This is a genomic window from Burkholderia sp. Tr-862 (genome assembly GCF_011753085.1).
In the GTDB taxonomy this organism is placed as follows: Bacteria; Pseudomonadota; Gammaproteobacteria; order Burkholderiales; family Burkholderiaceae; genus Burkholderia; species Burkholderia ambifaria.
The window spans coordinates 33,159-48,892 of record NZ_VWWG01000006.1; the positions used below are offsets into that span (position 1 = coordinate 33,159).

The following is a 15,734-nucleotide window of genomic DNA, read 5'->3' on the forward strand; positions in this document are numbered from 1 at the left end:
CTCTATCATTCCGCCATTCCGGCTGCGTTTGCGTGACGAACCCACTGCTGCGTTCGGCATGCGGGATTTGTCCGGCGCGATGCAATTGCGGCGGAATGATCCGATTCGCGATGCGCGAGTAAAACGCGCACAAAACGACTCGCCACGCGCGACAGAACCATGGCGCGAATCTGCGCATGCCGATGCGTCAATCGTCGGAAAGCCGTGGGAATTGCCGGGAGAGGATCGACGTTACGCGTGCGGGCGTAGACAGGCGCAGGCCTGTCGACCACGGCTGCCGGCACGTCGCGCGTCACGATGCAGGTGAGCGCGCCGAAAGCAGCCGCACGCACGCGGCGTGTCGACATACGCGGACGATGCGTAATCCGCGCGTCATTGTTGTCGCATCGCTTTTTCATGTGAGGTGCCACGATGAAGGGCATGTACAAGGCGGCACTGGCCGTCATTTGTGTATTGGGTGCGTCAGGTCTCACCCGGGCGCAGGACGATGGCGCCGCGGCAGCGTCGAGCAAGTCGTCCGACTCGGCGATCAGCGCGACGTCGATGGGCAGCATGCCCAGCGCCGGTTCCCAGGCGGGTGGGCCGACCGGGCTCACGCGCGCGCAAGTCAAGGAGGAATACTTGCGTATGCAGAAGTCGGGGGACCTCCAGCGTCTCAACGAGCTGTATGGCGGCGGCCAGTAGCAGTGGGTGTCCGGCGCGGCATGGTCGCCCGTGTATCGGGTGGAGTAGCGACGGCGCGACCATGCACGGCCGACGGATAGACGGCGAGCAGTAGCGCTCCCGGCGTTTTTTCATGCCGAGCGCGACATGCTGAAAAGCACGGACCGCATCCGTCCGTGATACATGCACGGACGTGCAGGCCATCGCGCGGCCGGCCCGTTGCAGGCCGGCGGCATCCTGCATCACTCGCGCAAACAAGCCTGTTTGATCCGGTCGTTGGCGAGCAGGTTCGCGCCCATGTCGGCGAGCCTCAGCCTGCTTCGGCCGCCCATGCTTCGGCATCGGCGCCGGCCGGGATGCGCATCGGGCACGACGGATCGGTCGCCGCACGCCACACGGCTTCGGCGACGTCCCGCGCATGCGTAATCGGCGCGGATTCGTCGACCATGCGCGTAAAGGCCGCCGCGGCAAATTCCGCATAAGCCTCGTGCTCGAAGCCGTGCATGTGCACGCGCGCGTTGTCGGCAAAACGCGTGTCCGGTGCACGGCCCGGCAGCACGAGACGCGCGCGCACGCCGAACGGCTCGAGTTCGAGCGCCATCGATTCGGTGTACGCATTGACCGCCGCCTTGCTGGCGCGATAGGCGGCGACCAGCGGCAGCACCTTCAGCGTGACGCTCGACGTGACGTTCACGACGACGCCGGCCCCGCGCTGGCGCAACTGCGGCAGCACGGCTTCCGTCACCGCGATCGTGCCGATCGTGTTGGTCTCGAACAGCGCGCGCACGGTGTCGAGCGGCATCAGCTCGGCCGGCGCGGCCGCGCCGAAACCCGCATTGTTGACGAGCACGTCGATCGGGCCGGCGGCATCGATCGCCGCGCGGATGCTGTCGGGGTTCGTGACATCGAGCGCCAGCACGCGCAGGTGCTCCGACGGCGGCAGGACGTCCTCGCGCGGCGTGCGCATCGTCGCGACGACCTGCCAGTCGCGGGCCAGGAAATAGCGGGCAATCTCGAGGCCGAAGCCGGAGGAACAGCCGGTGATCAATACGGTCTTCATGCGAACTCACTCCTGTGACGTGTTGGGCATGTGTTCGTACGATAGATGGCCGCATCCGTATTCGCTACAATCGAAAATCCGATTTTCTTTTGCGAGAGTCCGGCGATGATCGATCCGCTAGCCGAGGTCGTGACGCTGCTGCAGCCGAGCACGCGGTATTCCAAACTCGTTCATGGCGCGAGCCCCTGGCGCATCAGCCGGACGGTCGCGGGCGAGCCGTTCTATTGCGTGGTCCTGGAAGGCGGGTGCCAGGTCGCGATCGACGGGCATCCGCCGATCGCGCTGCTGCCCGGCGATTTCGTGCTGATTCCGGCGGCCTACGGCGTCGCGATATCCAGTCTCGAGCTGCCGCCGCCGGGCGTCGAAACGGCCGCGCCGGTCGTGCTCGACAACGGCGAATACCGAATCGGCGATGCGAGCCGCGCGGTCGACGCGCGCATGATGGCCGGCCACTGCAGCTTCAGTTCGCCAGACGCGGCGCTGCTGGTGTCGCTGCTGCCGCAATACGTGCACGTGCGCGGCGAACCGCGCCTCACCACGCTCGTGCAACTGGTGCGGGACGAATCGCGTGCGCAGCGGCCGGCGCGCGAACTCGTGCTGTCGCGCCTCGTGGAAGTGCTGCTGATCGAGGCATTGCGGTTTTCGGCAGACACGGGCGCATCGCCCGGCCTCGTGCGCGGTCTCGCCGACAGCCGTCTCGCCGCCGCGATCCGCGGGATGCACGAACGCCCCGCGCACCCGTGGACGGTCGTCGAGCTCGCGAAGGAAGCGGCGCTGTCGCGTTCGACCTTCTTCGAACGCTTCAGCCGCGCGGTCGGCGTCGCGCCGATGGAATACCTGCTCACCTGGCGCATGGCGCTCGCGAAAAACCTGCTGCGCCGCGACGAGGGGCGCATCGCGGAGATCGCCGGGCGCGTCGGCTACAGTTCCGCGAGCACCTTCAGCGTCGCGTTCACGCGGCACGTGGGCCGGCCGCCCGCGCAATATGCGCGTGACGAACGCGCGGCGGCGAGCGACGCATGACCCGCAACCGCCATCCCGCGACCTGCGTACACTACCGGTCACGCAACGACGACGCGCGAGGCAGGCGATGACGACAGCGGCAAAGAATCCCGACACGCGCGACCACTGGCTCGTCGCGCGGCGCGATGCGGAAACCGGCATCGAAAGCCTGCACGCGCATTTCAACGGCCATGCGTACGATGCGCACGATCACGACGACATGCTGGTCGGCTTCACCGAGCAGGGCGTGCAGCGTTTCCAGTGCCACCGTTCGCTGCATACGAGCGTGCCGGGCCGCGCGATCCTGATCGAGCCCGGCGCGATGCACGACGGCCATGCGCCCGAAGCGGGCGGCTTCACCTACGGGATGCTGTACCTGCCGCAAGCCTGGGTCGAACGCGCGGCGCGCCGGCTGGACCTGCCGGGCCTCGGCAGCGTCGAAGCCGCGTTCGGCCATACGCTCGTCGACGATCGCGGCCTCGTCGAGGCGATCCGGCACGCGTTTCTCGCGATCCACGGCAACGAAGGCCGGCTCGCGCGCGATCAGACGCTCGACCGCCTGCTGACGCGGCTCGGCGGCGAACTGCGTGGCATCCCGCTCGCGCTGGAAAGCGGCGTCGTGCCGCCGGCGATCGCGCGTGTGCGCGATCTGCTGCATGCGCACATGGATGGCAATCTCGGCCTCGACGAGCTGGCCGGCGCCGCCGGGATCGACCGGTTCCGCTTGACGCGGCTGTTCCAGCGCGCGTACGGCACCTCGCCGCACGCGTACCTGGTGCGCTTGCGGCTGCGCGCCGCGCGCCGGCTGCTGGCGGCCGGCCGCACGCCCGCCCAGGCGGCCGCGGACGTCGGCTTCGCCGACCAGAGCCACCTGGGCCGCTGGTTCCGCCGCGCGTACCGGATCACGCCGGCTGCGTACCGGCACCTGAGCACAAACGTTCCAGACTAAGCGCGCGCGACATCCGATCATGCGTGCTTCAACGAGGAGCAATCATGATCGATACCAAGGTAGCGCTGATCGTGCGCGACGATCTCGCGGCGTGGCAGAAACTCAATGTCGTCGCGTTTCTCGCGACGGGCGTCGCGGCCGAAGCGCCCGACGCGCTCGGCGAGCCTTACGAGGATGCAGCGGGCCGCCGCTACGGACGCATGCTGGGCCAGCCGATGCTGGTGTTCGCGTCCGACTTGAACGGGCTGCAGGCCGCACACCGGCAGGCGCTGTCGCGCGAACTGACGATCGTGCCGTACGTGCATGCGATGTTTTCGACCGGGCACGACGCGGCCAACCGCGAAGTGTTTCGCGCCGGGGATGCGGAGAATCTGGATCTGGTCGGGCTGGCTCTGCACGGACCGAAGAAGGCCGTGGACAAGGCCGTGAAAGGGCTGGCGTTGCACGCGTGAACGCGCCGCAACGCGGCCGCTTTCAGATGTAGTCCGAATTGAGCGACGATCGAAAGCAAAATCGGTCGCAGCTTTCTTCAGTCCGTAATTCAGTCGGCAAAAGCATCGGCTCCGCCGCCGGCCCGTTGCAGGCCGGCGGCTTTCCTCATCAACCGCCGAGGTAGGCTTGCTTGATCCGGTCGTTCGCGAGCAGGTTCGCGCCCGTGTCGGCCAGCACCACGCGCCCCGTTTCGAGCACGTAGCCGCGATCGGCCACACCGAGCGCCTTGTTCGCGTTCTGCTCGACCAGGAACACCGTGACACCTTCGTCGCGAATCGTCCGGATGATGTCGAAGATCTGCGCGATCACGAGCGGCGCGAGGCCGAGCGTCGGCTCGTCGAGCAGCAGCAGACGCGGCTTGCTCATCAATGCGCGGCCGATCGCCAGCATCTGCTGTTCGCCGCCCGACATCGTGCCGGCCCGCTGCGTCGCGCGCTCCTTCAGGCGCGGAAACAACTTGAACACGTGCTCGATGCCGTCGTCGATCTCGTGACGGCTCGCGAAGAAGCCGCCCATCTTCAGGTTCTCGAGCACCGTCAGGCTCGGAAACACGCGCCGCCCTTCCGGCGAGATCGCCATCCCCTGCCGCATGATTTGGTGCGTCGACATCGCGGTGATGTCGTTGCCCTCGAACAGCACGCGGCCCGACGATGCGCGCGGCGTGCCGCACACGGTCATCATCAGCGTCGTCTTGCCGGCGCCGTTGCTGCCGATCAGCGTGACGATCTCGCCCTTCTTCACCTCGATCGACACGCCCGCGAGCGCCTCGACCGCGCCGTAGTGCGTATGGACCTGTTCCAGCTTCAGCATCACTCTTCCCCCAGATACGCCTTGATCACGCGCGGGTCGTTGCGGACCGCTTCCGGCGTGCCGATCACGATCGGCCGCCCGTGCTCCATCACGAGAATACGGTCCGATACGCCCATCACGAGGCTCATGTCGTGTTCGATCAGCAGCACCGACACGCCGAACTCATGGCGCAGCTTGTCGATCAGGTGCTGCAGCTCGATCTTTTCCTGCGGGTTGAGACCGGCCGCCGGCTCGTCGAGCATCAGCAGACGCGGCTCGGTGATCATGCAGCGCGCGATCTCCAGACGCCGCTGGTGCCCGTACGACAGCGTGCCGGCCGGCCGGTTGGCGACCGACCTCAGCCCCATCCGGTCGAGCCACACGGCCGCGCGTTCGAGCGCTTCCTTCTCGGCGCGGCGGTACGCGGGCGTCGAGAACAGGCCCGGCAGCAGCCCGGCCTTCACCTTGCGATGCTGCGCGACGAGCAGGTTCTCGACGACCGTCAGCGACTTGAACAGGCGGATGTTCTGGAACGTGCGCACCAGGCCCTTCAACGCGATCTTGTGGCTCGGCAGCCCGCCGATCGCGTGGCCGTCGAGCACGACGTCGCCGCCGGTCGGCTTGTAGAAGCCGCCGACGCAGTTGAACACCGTGGTCTTGCCTGCTCCGTTCGGCCCGATGATCGCGAACACCTCGTTACGGCGCACGTCGAAATCGATGCCGTCCACCGCGAGCAATCCGCCGAAGCGCATCTGCAGCCCGGCGACCTTCAACAGTTCTGCATTCGCGCTCATTGCGGCAGCTCCACGTGGGGACGGCTCGCGGGCAGCAGGCCCTGCGGACGCCACATCATCATCAACACCATCACCAGACCGAAGATCAGCATCCGGTACTCGGCGAAGCCGCGCGCGACTTCCGGCAGCACGGTCAGCAGGATCGCCGCGAGAATCACGCCGAGCTGCGAGCCCATCCCGCCGAGCACGACGATCGCGAGAATCAGCGCCGATTCGATGAAGGTGAACGATTCAGGATTCACGAGGCCCTGACGCGCCGCGAAGAACGCGCCGCCGATACCCGCGAACGCCGCGCCGAGCGTGAACGCCGACAGCTTGATGCGCGTCGGGTTGAGGCCCAGCGAGCGGCACGCGATCTCGTCGTCGCGCAGCGCTTCCCACGCACGGCCCATCGGCATGCGGATCAGGCGGCTCGTCACGAACAGCGTGAAGCCGACCAGCACCAGCGCGATCAGGTACAGGAAGATCACCATGTGCTCGCCGCTGTACTCCAGCCCGATCAGTTCATGGAAAGTCTTCGCGCCTTCGACGCTCGCCGAGCGCGCCATCTCGAAGCCGAACACCGTCGGCTTCGGAATGCTCGAGATGCCGTCCGGGCCGCCCGTGAGGCTCGTCAGGTTGTTCGCGAGCAGGCGGATGATTTCACCGAAGCCGAGCGTGACGATCGCGAGATAGTCGCCGCGCAGGCGCAGCACCGGGAAGCCGAGCAGGAAGCCGAACGTCGCCGCCGCGATCGCCGCGATCGGCAGGCACTCCCAGAACGACAGCCCGAAATACTGGTTCAGCATCGCGTACGTGTAGCCGCCAACCGCGTAGAACCCGACATAGCCGAGATCCAGCAGGCCCGCGAAACCGACCACGATGTTCAGCCCGAGGCCGAGGATCACGTAGATCAGCGCGAGCGTCGCGACGTCCACCGCGCCGCGCGAGCCGAAGAACGGCCACACGAGCCCGACCGCGAGCAGCACCCAGATGACCACGCGCTGCTGCTGCGCGCCCATCGCGGGCAGCGCCGGCAGCTTCACCGCCGATTTCGCGCGCACGAGCCACGGCTTGAACAGCTGGAACAGGAACACGGCCGCGACCGCGATCCACACCGGGCGCCAGTGCGGCGTCAGCACCACCTGATAGCCGTCGAGCTTCAGCTGCAGCCCGAGCACCGGAATCGTGAGGATCGCCGTCAGGAACGCGGCGGCCACGGCGTTCTTCAGCGCCTGGCTGACCGAAGCGTCGGCGGCCGGACGGCGAACGGAAATGACTTGACTCATCTGCGTCTCCCTTAGACCTTTTCGATGTCCGACTTGCCGAGCAGGCCAGTCGGGCGGAAGAGCAGGATCAGCACGAGCAGGCCGAACGCCACCACGTCCTTGTACTCGGCCGGCATGTAGCCTGCTGCGAAGGTTTCCGCGAGGCCCAGCAGCACGCCGCCGAGCATCGCGCCCGGGATGCTGCCGATCCCGCCGAGCACCGCGGCGGTGAACGCCTTGATGCCCGCAACGAAGCCGATGTACGGATTCAGCTTGCCGATCGTCAGCCCGATCAGCACGCCGCCGACGGCGGCCAGCATCGCGCCGAGCACGAACGTGAACGAGATCACGCGGTTCGTGTCGATGCCGAGCAGGTTCGCCATCTTCATGTCCTCGGCGCACGCGCGGCACGCACGGCCCATCCGCGAATGCGAGATGAACAGCGTAAGCGCGATCATCAGCACGAGCGTCACGCAGACGATCAAGAGACGCGCATACGGAATCGTCACGTTGAAGTCGCCGCCGAGATGGATCTCGAACGCGCCGGAGATCAGCACCGGCACGGACACGTCGCGCGCCCCCTGGCCGATCTGCACGTAGTTCTGCAGGAAGATCGACATGCCGATCGCGGAGATCAGCGGCACGAGGCGTGGGCCGCCGCGCAGCGGGCGATACGCGACGCGCTCGACCGCGAAGCCGTACAGGCCCGTGACGATCACCGACACGATCAGTGCGGCCCCGAGCACGAGCGGCAGCGGATAGCCGGCGGAGATGCCGATGGCGGTGAGGGTAACGAGGCCCACGTACGCGCCGATCATGTAGATCTCGCCGTGAGCGAAGTTGATCATGCCGATGATGCCGTAGACCATCGAATAGCCGATGGCGATCAGCGCATAGATCGCACCCAGCGTCAGGCCGTTGACCAGTTGCTGGGCGAATTGAGGAAAGAAGTCAGTCATGTGCGGGAAGCTCCCGTTGGCGCTGGGTCGCATGCCGTCGCCGGATCACGGCGTTCGGCCGCGCGCAACGCACGGTGTCGTCTCGGGCCGCCCCTTGGCCGCGCAACGGCCAAATGCGCACGCGCCCTGCCCGGGTGACGGGCAGAGCGGTGCGCGGGGCGGGTACTCCGTATTACCGGGCGGCGGTCTTCGTCGCGTCCTTGTGCCACGTGTAGACGACGAACTTGAACGACTTCAGGTCGCCCTGTGCGTCATACGCGACCTTGCCGATCGGCGTGTCGAACGTCGTCTTGTGCATGTACGCGGCGACCTTCGTCGGGTCCGTCGTCTTCGCTCCCGCGATCGAATCGGCGATGATCTTCACCGCTGCGTACGACGGCATCTGGAACGGGCCGTTCGCGTCGCGCTTCTTGTCCGCGAACGCCTTCACGAGGCCTGCGTTGGACGGGTCGGCCGAGAAGTCGGCCGGCAGCGTGACGAGCATGCCTTCCGAAGCCGGGCCGGCGATCGCCGTCACGTCCTTGTTGCCCACGCCTTCAGGTCCCATGAACGTTGCCTTCACGCCCTGCTCGCGCGCCTGGCGCATCAGCAGGCCCATTTCCGGGTGGTAGCCGCCGAAGTAGACGAAGTCGACGCCTTGCGACTTCAGCTTCGTGATGATCGCCGAGTAGTCCGAATCGCCGGCGTTGACGCCTTCGAACAGGACGACCGGGATCTTCGCGCCTTCGAGGTCCTTCTTCACCGACGATGCGATGCCCTGGCCGTACGACTGCTTGTCGTGCAGGATCGCGACCTTCTTCGGCTTCACGTTGTTGATGATGTAGTGCGCGGCGGCCGGGCCTTGCTGGTCGTCACGGCCGATCGTGCGGAAGATGAAGTGGCGCTTCTTGCCTTCCGTCAGCTGCGGCGCGGTGGCCGACGGCGTGACCATCACGATGCCTTCGTTTTCGTAGATGTCGGATGCGGGGATCGTCGAACCCGAGCACACGTGGCCGATCACGTACTTGATCTTCTGGCTGACGATCTTGTTGGCGACGGCGACGGCCTGCTTCGGTTCGCAAGCGTCGTCCATCATCACGACTTCAAACTTGTTGCCGCCCGCACCGCCTGCCGCGTTGATCTGTTCGATCGCGGTCAGCGCACCGGCCTTCACCATGTCGCCGTATTGGGCGACCGAACCGCTCATCGGACCAGCGATGGCGATCTTCACGGTTTCCGCTTGCGCGGCGGCGGCGCCGGCGGCGAACAGCACGGCGGCGACGGAAATGGACGTAAGACGGGACAGCGTCATCAGGAGCTCCTCGATGTTGTTAGTCATACGGGCAAAGGCGGCATGACTTGCGCAATCGAACAGCACCCGGGGCGAGGACATGGGACACGCCCGAGACACATGAAGACGGACCTGCGGATGGATGATGCGTAGCGGGGCCCGGCTCTTGCAGTCCCCGAAGGGGACGTCTGGTTCGGAAAGACATCGTGATGCGTCTTGCATTGCGCAAGCGTTTCGCCTGCCCCGCTTGCCAAATTGCTCGTTCGGAGGGATGGTCCGACAGCCATTGGCAAGGCAGCCGAAATTATATGGGCGTTTTTAAATCGTCTGTCAAAAATGCCGGTGTTATGAGGGAAAACACGGAGAAACTTGCCGGGTGGCGGGTGGCGATTCGGGCGCAACTTGGTGGGGGTGCCAACGTTTGCGGTGGGTGCAATTGGGTTGCGATTTTGGGTGGGTAGGTGGCGTTGCGGCTTGTGGGATAAGGCATGCGGAGATTTTCGGGTGGGCGGCGAGCGACCTTTTGGTTTTATAGGGTCGAACTATTTAAACCAATCGACTGATGATTGCACTGACCTGCACCGTTGCGGGGCGTTGGGTTGGGGCGGCGAATCCTTCCGTATGCTGACGCTTTCGCCGCTCACGAAAGCTTATTGTTATTTTTATGAAATAATTCGAGCTCGCTTCTGCAATCCAGCCAGCCTTCCTGCGTGTCGCGTCCGCCGCGCCTCGTAGTCGCTTCAGGGCCGCTTCGACGCCCATCCGTCGCCGAGCCGCCAGCCAGTGATCTGCCGTTTTTTCCCATCGCCTATCAGCTGGTTCGGAGCCCGATGAATCATCCTCTTCGCTTTTCTTCTGCCGCTGCGCTTGCTTGTGCGCTTTCTGTTTCTACCGCCGACGCTTCGGGCCGCGATTCGCTGGTCGAGCACCCGGGCGGTGCCAATGTGTTTCGTTCCGAACGTCGGATTGTGGCTCGGGATGATGGGCGTGTGGCGCGGACGACACGGCGTGTGAAGTACGCAGCGCCAGTCGAACGTAGTCCGTTCAATATGCCGGATACGCGGCCGTTGCGGGTTTCGGGCGATACGCTTGCGCCGCAGTCTTCGGATGAACACGAGTCCGGCAATTCCGTATGGTCTTCGAATCGCGTCGAACTCGGTGCGGGTGGGAGCGATAGCTTCGGGCGGGCGTTGCCCGGGCACGAACAGCGTGAACTGAACTGGAATGAATATCTGCGGGCCAGTGGGTCACACGCTCCTGGCGGCGGCAAACCGTATGCGCCGACGCGACCTTTCGATGCCGCGCGCGGTCCGCACGGTGCGCCTAATCCGTACGATCCGTCGGTGCCGCAACCGGAGACGCGGACGTTCTATGACGACGGCGCGGGTTCGCATTGCACAGCTACCGGTGGCGCGGGGACGGCGCGGTCGTCTTGCAATATCGCTTGGTGATAGGTTTGGTGGCCAGTGGCCGCCGCTGCCCTACGCAGTGCCAACGCAGCTGCCCAAGCGGACGCCGCAGAGCATTCACTCTCGGTCAGTTGAAGGCACCTGCGCTTTCAGAAGAGGACGCGGGCCAATCCGTTGCTGATTTTAACGATTCCACGACAGGTGATGTTCGCTATTACAAGAAGACCATTCCAACAACGCTTATGACGTATTGGTCGAGATTGATGACCGTGGTAACACATTCTGACAAGGTTCAACAAACGCCGACAAGGCAAAGAAGGACTCGCGTGCTTAACGCGAAAAATAATTGGGGGAGGCTTCAGCACTGTGGAACCTTCACCGGAGACGGTTTGTGGAAGGTTCGGTGTAACGCGCCACTGCACAACGGGGCATTCCGGGATCGGCTAGTACCGTTTCCCAACCAGCCCGCAGTACGTCCCATCAGCTTGCTACAGTGGGCCGGTCCTAGTCAGCGTTGGTGGCAAGTATCGTTACACGGTACACTATGCCAAAATAGGGTCAAATTTGCGTTAGGCCGTGACTTCCATCCCAGGAGAATCTCTTGACGAGTCCAGACGAAAAAAAACTTATCGCGCTTCGGCAAAAAATTACCGAAAGCCTTCGTATTCAGCGCGATAGTTCCGAAGCCGTTCCATATATCGATGCCAGCAACATCGTAGGTGACGTCTGTGCAAGGCAAAATCACGCCATTTTTGCGCGGCGCGGTTGCGGAAAAACTCTCCTTCTTCATCATTCGAGTCGATCCGTTGATGACTCCGTCCGCGCGGTCTATTTGAATTGCGAAGATTTCAAAAGGCATTCATTTCCAAATGTCCTAATTGAAATTCTCGACGCACTGTTCGGCGAGCTCGAAAGACATCTCACTGGATGGTTTGGTAGAAAAAAGCGATCACGGGACCTAGTAAAGCAAATTCGCGGAGAACTCTCTAAGCTCAGAGTTTCCGAAGACTCGAGCGAAGAGTCTGTTCGGAGCACAAGTAGCGCGGAGCAAAACACGTCTGATGAAGTGTCACTTGGGATTTCGAGCACACCAATTACTGCAAAAATCGGTGAAATCTCCGCTCATAAGTCAAAAACGGAGATCGAGAGAAACTATAAAGTCCGCAACGATAAGTTGCGTGAACTAGATATGTTACTTCCACGCCTTAAAGAACAAGTTCGAGAGTTCTTCCACGTCTCCAGCTCAGTAAAATCTGTATTTCTCCAAATCGATGACCTTTATCATCTTAGGAAAATTGACCAACCGTTCGTGATGGATTACATCCATCGCCTTTGCAAGGACGTACCGCTCTACTTCAAGGTTGCCACTCTGCGCCATGCATCTTCCCTATACGTTGATCGCGACGGCCAACCCATCGGCGCCCAAGAACGCCATGATTATCAACCTATCAATATCGACTACACATTCACGGACTTTGCGCGAACTCGCGATCAGAACCGCAGAATTTTTCATGAATTTGGAAGATCGGTAGGGCTAAAATCCAATCAAATCGACCAGCTTTTCAAAGGGGAAGGGTTTGATCGGCTCGTGATGGCCGGCGGTGGTGTTCCGAGAGATACTTTGTCATTGTTTCTGGAGGTTCTAAATACTGTTCGTGAAAATGGCGGCGACCGAATCGGCAAAGATGATGTCAGAGTCATGAGCCGGTCCAATTTTGAACGCCGCATCGAGGAATTAAAGCAGGACTCCGAAGGTGGCGAACAAGACGTGCTAATGCGTGGCATCTACGCACTCAGAACATTCTGCCTAACAAAGAAATCTAATGCCTTCGTAATTTCCGAACAATCCTTACAACAAAGAGACGATTTTCGACAGCTCATAAATCGCCTACTTGATTATCGAATAATCCATAATGCTGGCGCCGCCATAACTCACAAATCTCAGGCCGGAACATACCAAGCGTTCGCCATTGACATAGGCTGCTACGCCCATCTTCGTAAGCTTGATGGCCGATTCAATGAGCTTGACCTTTCTGATCGAGAGGCAAAGGAAAAATTGCGCTCGGCACCCGTTTTCGGTCCATCTGATTTTGAATCGCTCCTTCAGGCAACCCCTCAAAACGTTGAGGCAGCATTGCTAGGAGATGTCGATAGCTGAAGTATGTTGCAAGGGGGTTTGGCAAGCTGCACTTATTCTTTCACTCTGAGTCACGCCCCCGTCGACTCTTGATATGCACCATTGGCGAGCCTTTCCAAACCGCGTTCGAAACCTGGCGGGTGGGCTCGCTTGATGCCCCGGCCCATCGGAGTTGAACAGTCTGGAGGCGTCACGCATTAAAATGTCTGCGATCAATTTCCGGACGTACTCCGGCGTTCCCGTGCGTGACCAATCGGAACTAGCTGGACTGCCGTGTTACTGCCAGCCACACACGATCGGCTACGACCGCCAATACCTGATACACATCGCGGGACGTTTATATCCCGTTAAACACCCCTCACCGCGGCGAAACCACAATCGCCGCCCGCCGATTCTGCGCCCGCCCGGTTGGCGTCCGGTTATCCCCCACCGGATCGTTCTTCCCCTTCCCTATAACCGCAATCTGCTTCCCGTCCAGCCCCACATCCACCAGTTCAATCGCCACCACCTCCGCCCGCCGCCGCGACAACTCCAGGTCGTAAGCCACCTCCCCCTCATCATCGGAGTACCCATAAACCCGCACTCCATTGATTCCGGCTGACTTCAACGTCCTCCCGATCCGCTCAACGATCCGCCTCACATCCGGCTTCAGGTTATACCGATCGAAATCGAACAAAATCGGCCCGCTCGACCCGAACTCGAACCCTTGCCCGGTCTCCTGAAACCCGGCCGACTTCAGCGCCGTGACCTGCGTCTGCGTGAGCCCCCGATGAAGCGGCGGCGTCTTGCACCCGCCAAGCAGCAGACACAGCAGCACCGCGCTTGCGACGCACAGCCTCCCAATGCTCACCGGCAACGAGTTTTTCATCATCGTCCCCTTCGTATGCGCCCGCGCCGCGTGCGCTTCTTATCCCGCCGCCGCGGCCTCGCCCGCAGCGCGAAACGATAGACATCAAACCCGCCCGGCAACGCCTTCCGCCAACTGCCACGTCCCCGGCCGCGCACGCTTGGCGCGGTACATCGCGGCATCCGCCGCCCGCAGCAAGCCGTTCGCGTCCGACGCGTGATCGGGATACAGCGCCACGCCGGCACTCATCATGGTGGCCACCATGCGTCCGTCGGGCAGCTCGATCGACGGCACCATGCCGGACAAAATCTCGTCGGCGATCCGGCACACGCTTTCCACTTCGCGCACAGTGCCCAGCATCACCGCAAATTCGTCGCCGCCCAGGCGCGCGACCAGATCGGTCTCGCGCACCTGCGTGCGCAACCGCGCCGCGACACCGATCAGCACTGCGTCGCCGACATCGTGGCCGAGGCAGTCGTTGATCTCCTTGAAGCGGTCGCAGTCGAGATACAGGATGGCGACCCTCTGCCCCGTCACCACGGCATCGCAAAGCGCCACCGACAGACGCGACTCGAACTGCGCACGGTTGGGCAGCCCGGTGAGCGCATCGTGCGTCGCCTTGTGTTCGAGCGATGCGTTTTCGTCGCGCAGCGTGTTCTGCCAGTCTTCGAATTCGTCGAGCAGCGCGTTGAAGTCGTCGCCGAGCTGGTTCAACTCGGCGATCACCGCGGGCTCGACGCGCCGCCCGAACGCACGCTCGCGCCGCACGGCATGCGCGACGCCGGCGAGCGCGCGCAGCGGCGCAACGATGTTGCGCAGCAGACGCTTCGAGCTGACATACGCGCCGAGCACGCTGACGACCAGGCAGCCGAGAATGCCGCCGATGCCACCGAGCAGGAATCCAAAGAACTGATGCCCGCGGCCACGCACGATGACCTGGCCGACGACGATGCCGTCGTGCATCACCGGGATGGCCACGGGCCCGGGCAACGCGAGATCGGCGACACCGCGCTCGAGCCGGGCGATCCGGTCTTCGGCGGGCAGCTTCCAGGTGGCGAACAGCTGTCCTCTGGCATCGGTGACCACCACCTGCGCGACATCCTCGTCGTGGGCGATGGTTGCGATCGCCTCGTTTGCCGCGACGCGGTCACCGAACACGAGCGCCGCCTCGACCGTATAGCCGAGCGAGCGGGCCAGCAGGTTCAGGTTGTTGCCGGCATACGCGCGCAACGCGATCACGGCGACGACGATCAGCGACACGGCGGCCATCGCAACCGCGACGAAGGCCAGGCGCAAATGCGCGCGACGCAGCACGCTTTGCAGCGTCGGGCGCGGCACACGTGAAGATGAAATGGGGGGCGCGGAGCGTGTCATGGCGTCAGCGGCCGTCGCGCGAGATTGAGCACGTTCGGATGCACGCGCACACCGCTGCGCGCGACGGCATCGAGATTGATGTCGAACGTGACGCGTTCGCCATCGACCGTGAGGCAGAACATGGCACCCGCGGTGCAGGACTCGTCGTGCTCGGCGATCGTCAGCACCGGGCGGCCCGCCAGCGCGGCTCTCACCCGCGCTCGTTCATCGTCGCCCAGGGTGCCGAGATAGACGACGTCGCACGCGAGGCCGAGCGCGGGATCGTCGAAGCGCACGCGCTGCACGTCGAGCGCGGTCGAGCCTGCCTGCAACGTGTCGGTCAGGCCGGCCGCGTAGTTGGGGCGACCGGTCACGCACAAATGCAGACGAACGGGTGTCGACGGCCAGCGCGTGAAACTGACGATGCCGAGCACGACCTGGCGCACGGCGGAGTCGTGTGAAGAAATCACGGGACTGGCAGCACTGACGGCCGGCGCGGCGGCGGCGATTCGCACGGTTTCGCCCGGCTCTTCCGTGTCGCCAGACGCCCCGGCGAGGACGGCCGGCGCACCGCTCAGAACGCAAACGATTGCGATGAACGCGTGGCGTAACGTGGCGACTCGGCCTGGCCGGCCGGACGCCGTACACGCAGCGATTGCCGCCGCGCACGCTGGCGTCGATACGGCTGCATGACTCGCAGCCGCCGCGCACACACTCGCATCCATGATGGAAACATCTGCTGCAGTCGTTCCCGGTGCTACCG

At 63.6% G+C, this 15,734-nt stretch carries 15 protein-coding genes; 5 read left to right on the forward strand and 10 right to left on the reverse strand.

Annotated features, from left to right (window positions below; translation table 11 throughout):
• Positions 1-5: 5 nt before the first annotated feature.
• The gene (locus F3J14_RS03505) at positions 6-554 is read right to left on the reverse strand and encodes a hypothetical protein (protein WP_166721794.1); all 549 of its coding nucleotides are present in this window, start codon (positions 552-554) and stop codon (positions 6-8) included.
• 419 nt (positions 555-973) lie between these two features.
• Positions 974-1,723 carry an SDR family oxidoreductase gene (locus F3J14_RS03510; protein WP_166721795.1) on the reverse strand — a complete coding sequence of 250 codons (750 nt, stop codon included), beginning with the start codon at positions 1,721-1,723 and terminating at the stop codon, positions 974-976.
• A 45-nt stretch (positions 1,724-1,768) separates the two neighbouring features.
• Here F3J14_RS03510 and F3J14_RS03515 point away from each other — a divergent pair, with 45 nt between their 5' ends.
• From F3J14_RS03515 to F3J14_RS03525, 3 genes are all read left to right on the forward strand, one after another.
• Positions 1,769-2,746 carry an AraC family transcriptional regulator gene (locus F3J14_RS03515; protein ID WP_166721796.1) on the forward strand — a complete coding sequence of 326 codons (978 nt, stop codon included), beginning with the start codon at positions 1,769-1,771 and terminating at the stop codon, positions 2,744-2,746.
• Between the two features lie 67 nt (positions 2,747-2,813).
• Entirely contained in the window at positions 2,814-3,674 is an 861-nt protein-coding gene (locus F3J14_RS03520) for an AraC family transcriptional regulator (RefSeq protein ID WP_166721797.1), read from the forward strand.
• Between the two features lie 44 nt (positions 3,675-3,718).
• Positions 3,719-4,126, forward strand: coding sequence for a DUF2000 domain-containing protein (locus F3J14_RS03525; protein ID WP_138849408.1), 408 nt, complete (start codon positions 3,719-3,721; stop codon positions 4,124-4,126).
• A 148-nt stretch (positions 4,127-4,274) separates the two neighbouring features.
• Here F3J14_RS03525 and F3J14_RS03530 read toward each other — a convergent pair whose 3' ends face one another.
• From F3J14_RS03530 to F3J14_RS03550, 5 genes are all read right to left on the reverse strand, one after another.
• On the reverse strand, positions 4,275-4,976 hold the full coding sequence (locus F3J14_RS03530; protein WP_011659407.1) for an ABC transporter ATP-binding protein: 702 nt from the start codon (positions 4,974-4,976) through the stop codon (positions 4,275-4,277).
• Positions 4,976-5,749, reverse strand: a complete 774-nt coding sequence (livG, locus tag F3J14_RS03535) for a high-affinity branched-chain amino acid ABC transporter ATP-binding protein LivG (protein WP_166721798.1) — start codon at positions 5,747-5,749, stop codon at positions 4,976-4,978. Before livG ends, F3J14_RS03530 begins: the two co-directional genes overlap by 1 nt.
• Positions 5,746-7,017 carry a high-affinity branched-chain amino acid ABC transporter permease LivM gene (locus F3J14_RS03540; RefSeq protein WP_006749487.1) on the reverse strand — a complete coding sequence of 424 codons (1,272 nt, stop codon included), beginning with the start codon at positions 7,015-7,017 and terminating at the stop codon, positions 5,746-5,748. Before F3J14_RS03540 ends, livG begins: the two co-directional genes overlap by 4 nt.
• Positions 7,018-7,028: 11 nt before the next feature.
• Positions 7,029-7,955, reverse strand: coding sequence for a high-affinity branched-chain amino acid ABC transporter permease LivH (gene livH / locus F3J14_RS03545; RefSeq protein ID WP_166721799.1), 927 nt, complete (start codon positions 7,953-7,955; stop codon positions 7,029-7,031).
• A 172-nt stretch (positions 7,956-8,127) separates the two neighbouring features.
• Positions 8,128-9,246 carry a branched-chain amino acid ABC transporter substrate-binding protein gene (locus tag F3J14_RS03550; protein ID WP_166721800.1) on the reverse strand — a complete coding sequence of 373 codons (1,119 nt, stop codon included), beginning with the start codon at positions 9,244-9,246 and terminating at the stop codon, positions 8,128-8,130.
• Between the two features lie 809 nt (positions 9,247-10,055).
• Between F3J14_RS03550 and F3J14_RS03555 the strand changes: the two genes are divergently transcribed.
• Together F3J14_RS03555 and F3J14_RS03560 are read left to right on the forward strand one after the other, a co-directional pair.
• Positions 10,056-10,676 carry a hypothetical protein gene (locus tag F3J14_RS03555; protein ID WP_166721801.1) on the forward strand — a complete coding sequence of 207 codons (621 nt, stop codon included), beginning with the start codon at positions 10,056-10,058 and terminating at the stop codon, positions 10,674-10,676.
• A gap of 559 nt (positions 10,677-11,235) precedes the next feature.
• Positions 11,236-12,792 (forward strand): hypothetical protein, encoded by a 1,557-nt coding sequence (locus tag F3J14_RS03560; protein WP_166721802.1) that lies wholly within the window; start codon positions 11,236-11,238, stop codon positions 12,790-12,792.
• A 337-nt stretch (positions 12,793-13,129) separates the two neighbouring features.
• Here F3J14_RS03560 and F3J14_RS03565 read toward each other — a convergent pair whose 3' ends face one another.
• The 3 genes from F3J14_RS03565 to F3J14_RS03575 all read right to left on the reverse strand — a co-directional run bounded on the left by F3J14_RS03565 (position 13,130) and on the right by F3J14_RS03575 (position 15,696).
• On the reverse strand, positions 13,130-13,639 hold the full coding sequence (locus F3J14_RS03565) for an OmpA family protein (protein ID WP_166721857.1): 510 nt from the start codon (positions 13,637-13,639) through the stop codon (positions 13,130-13,132).
• 84 nt (positions 13,640-13,723) lie between these two features.
• A complete protein-coding gene (locus F3J14_RS03570; protein WP_166721803.1) occupies positions 13,724-14,992 on the reverse strand; it encodes a diguanylate cyclase in 1,269 nt (422 codons plus the stop codon).
• Positions 14,989-15,696, reverse strand: a complete 708-nt coding sequence (locus F3J14_RS03575) for a YfiR family protein (RefSeq protein WP_166721804.1) — start codon at positions 15,694-15,696, stop codon at positions 14,989-14,991. Before F3J14_RS03575 ends, F3J14_RS03570 begins: the two co-directional genes overlap by 4 nt.
• Positions 15,697-15,734 lie beyond the last annotated feature (38 nt).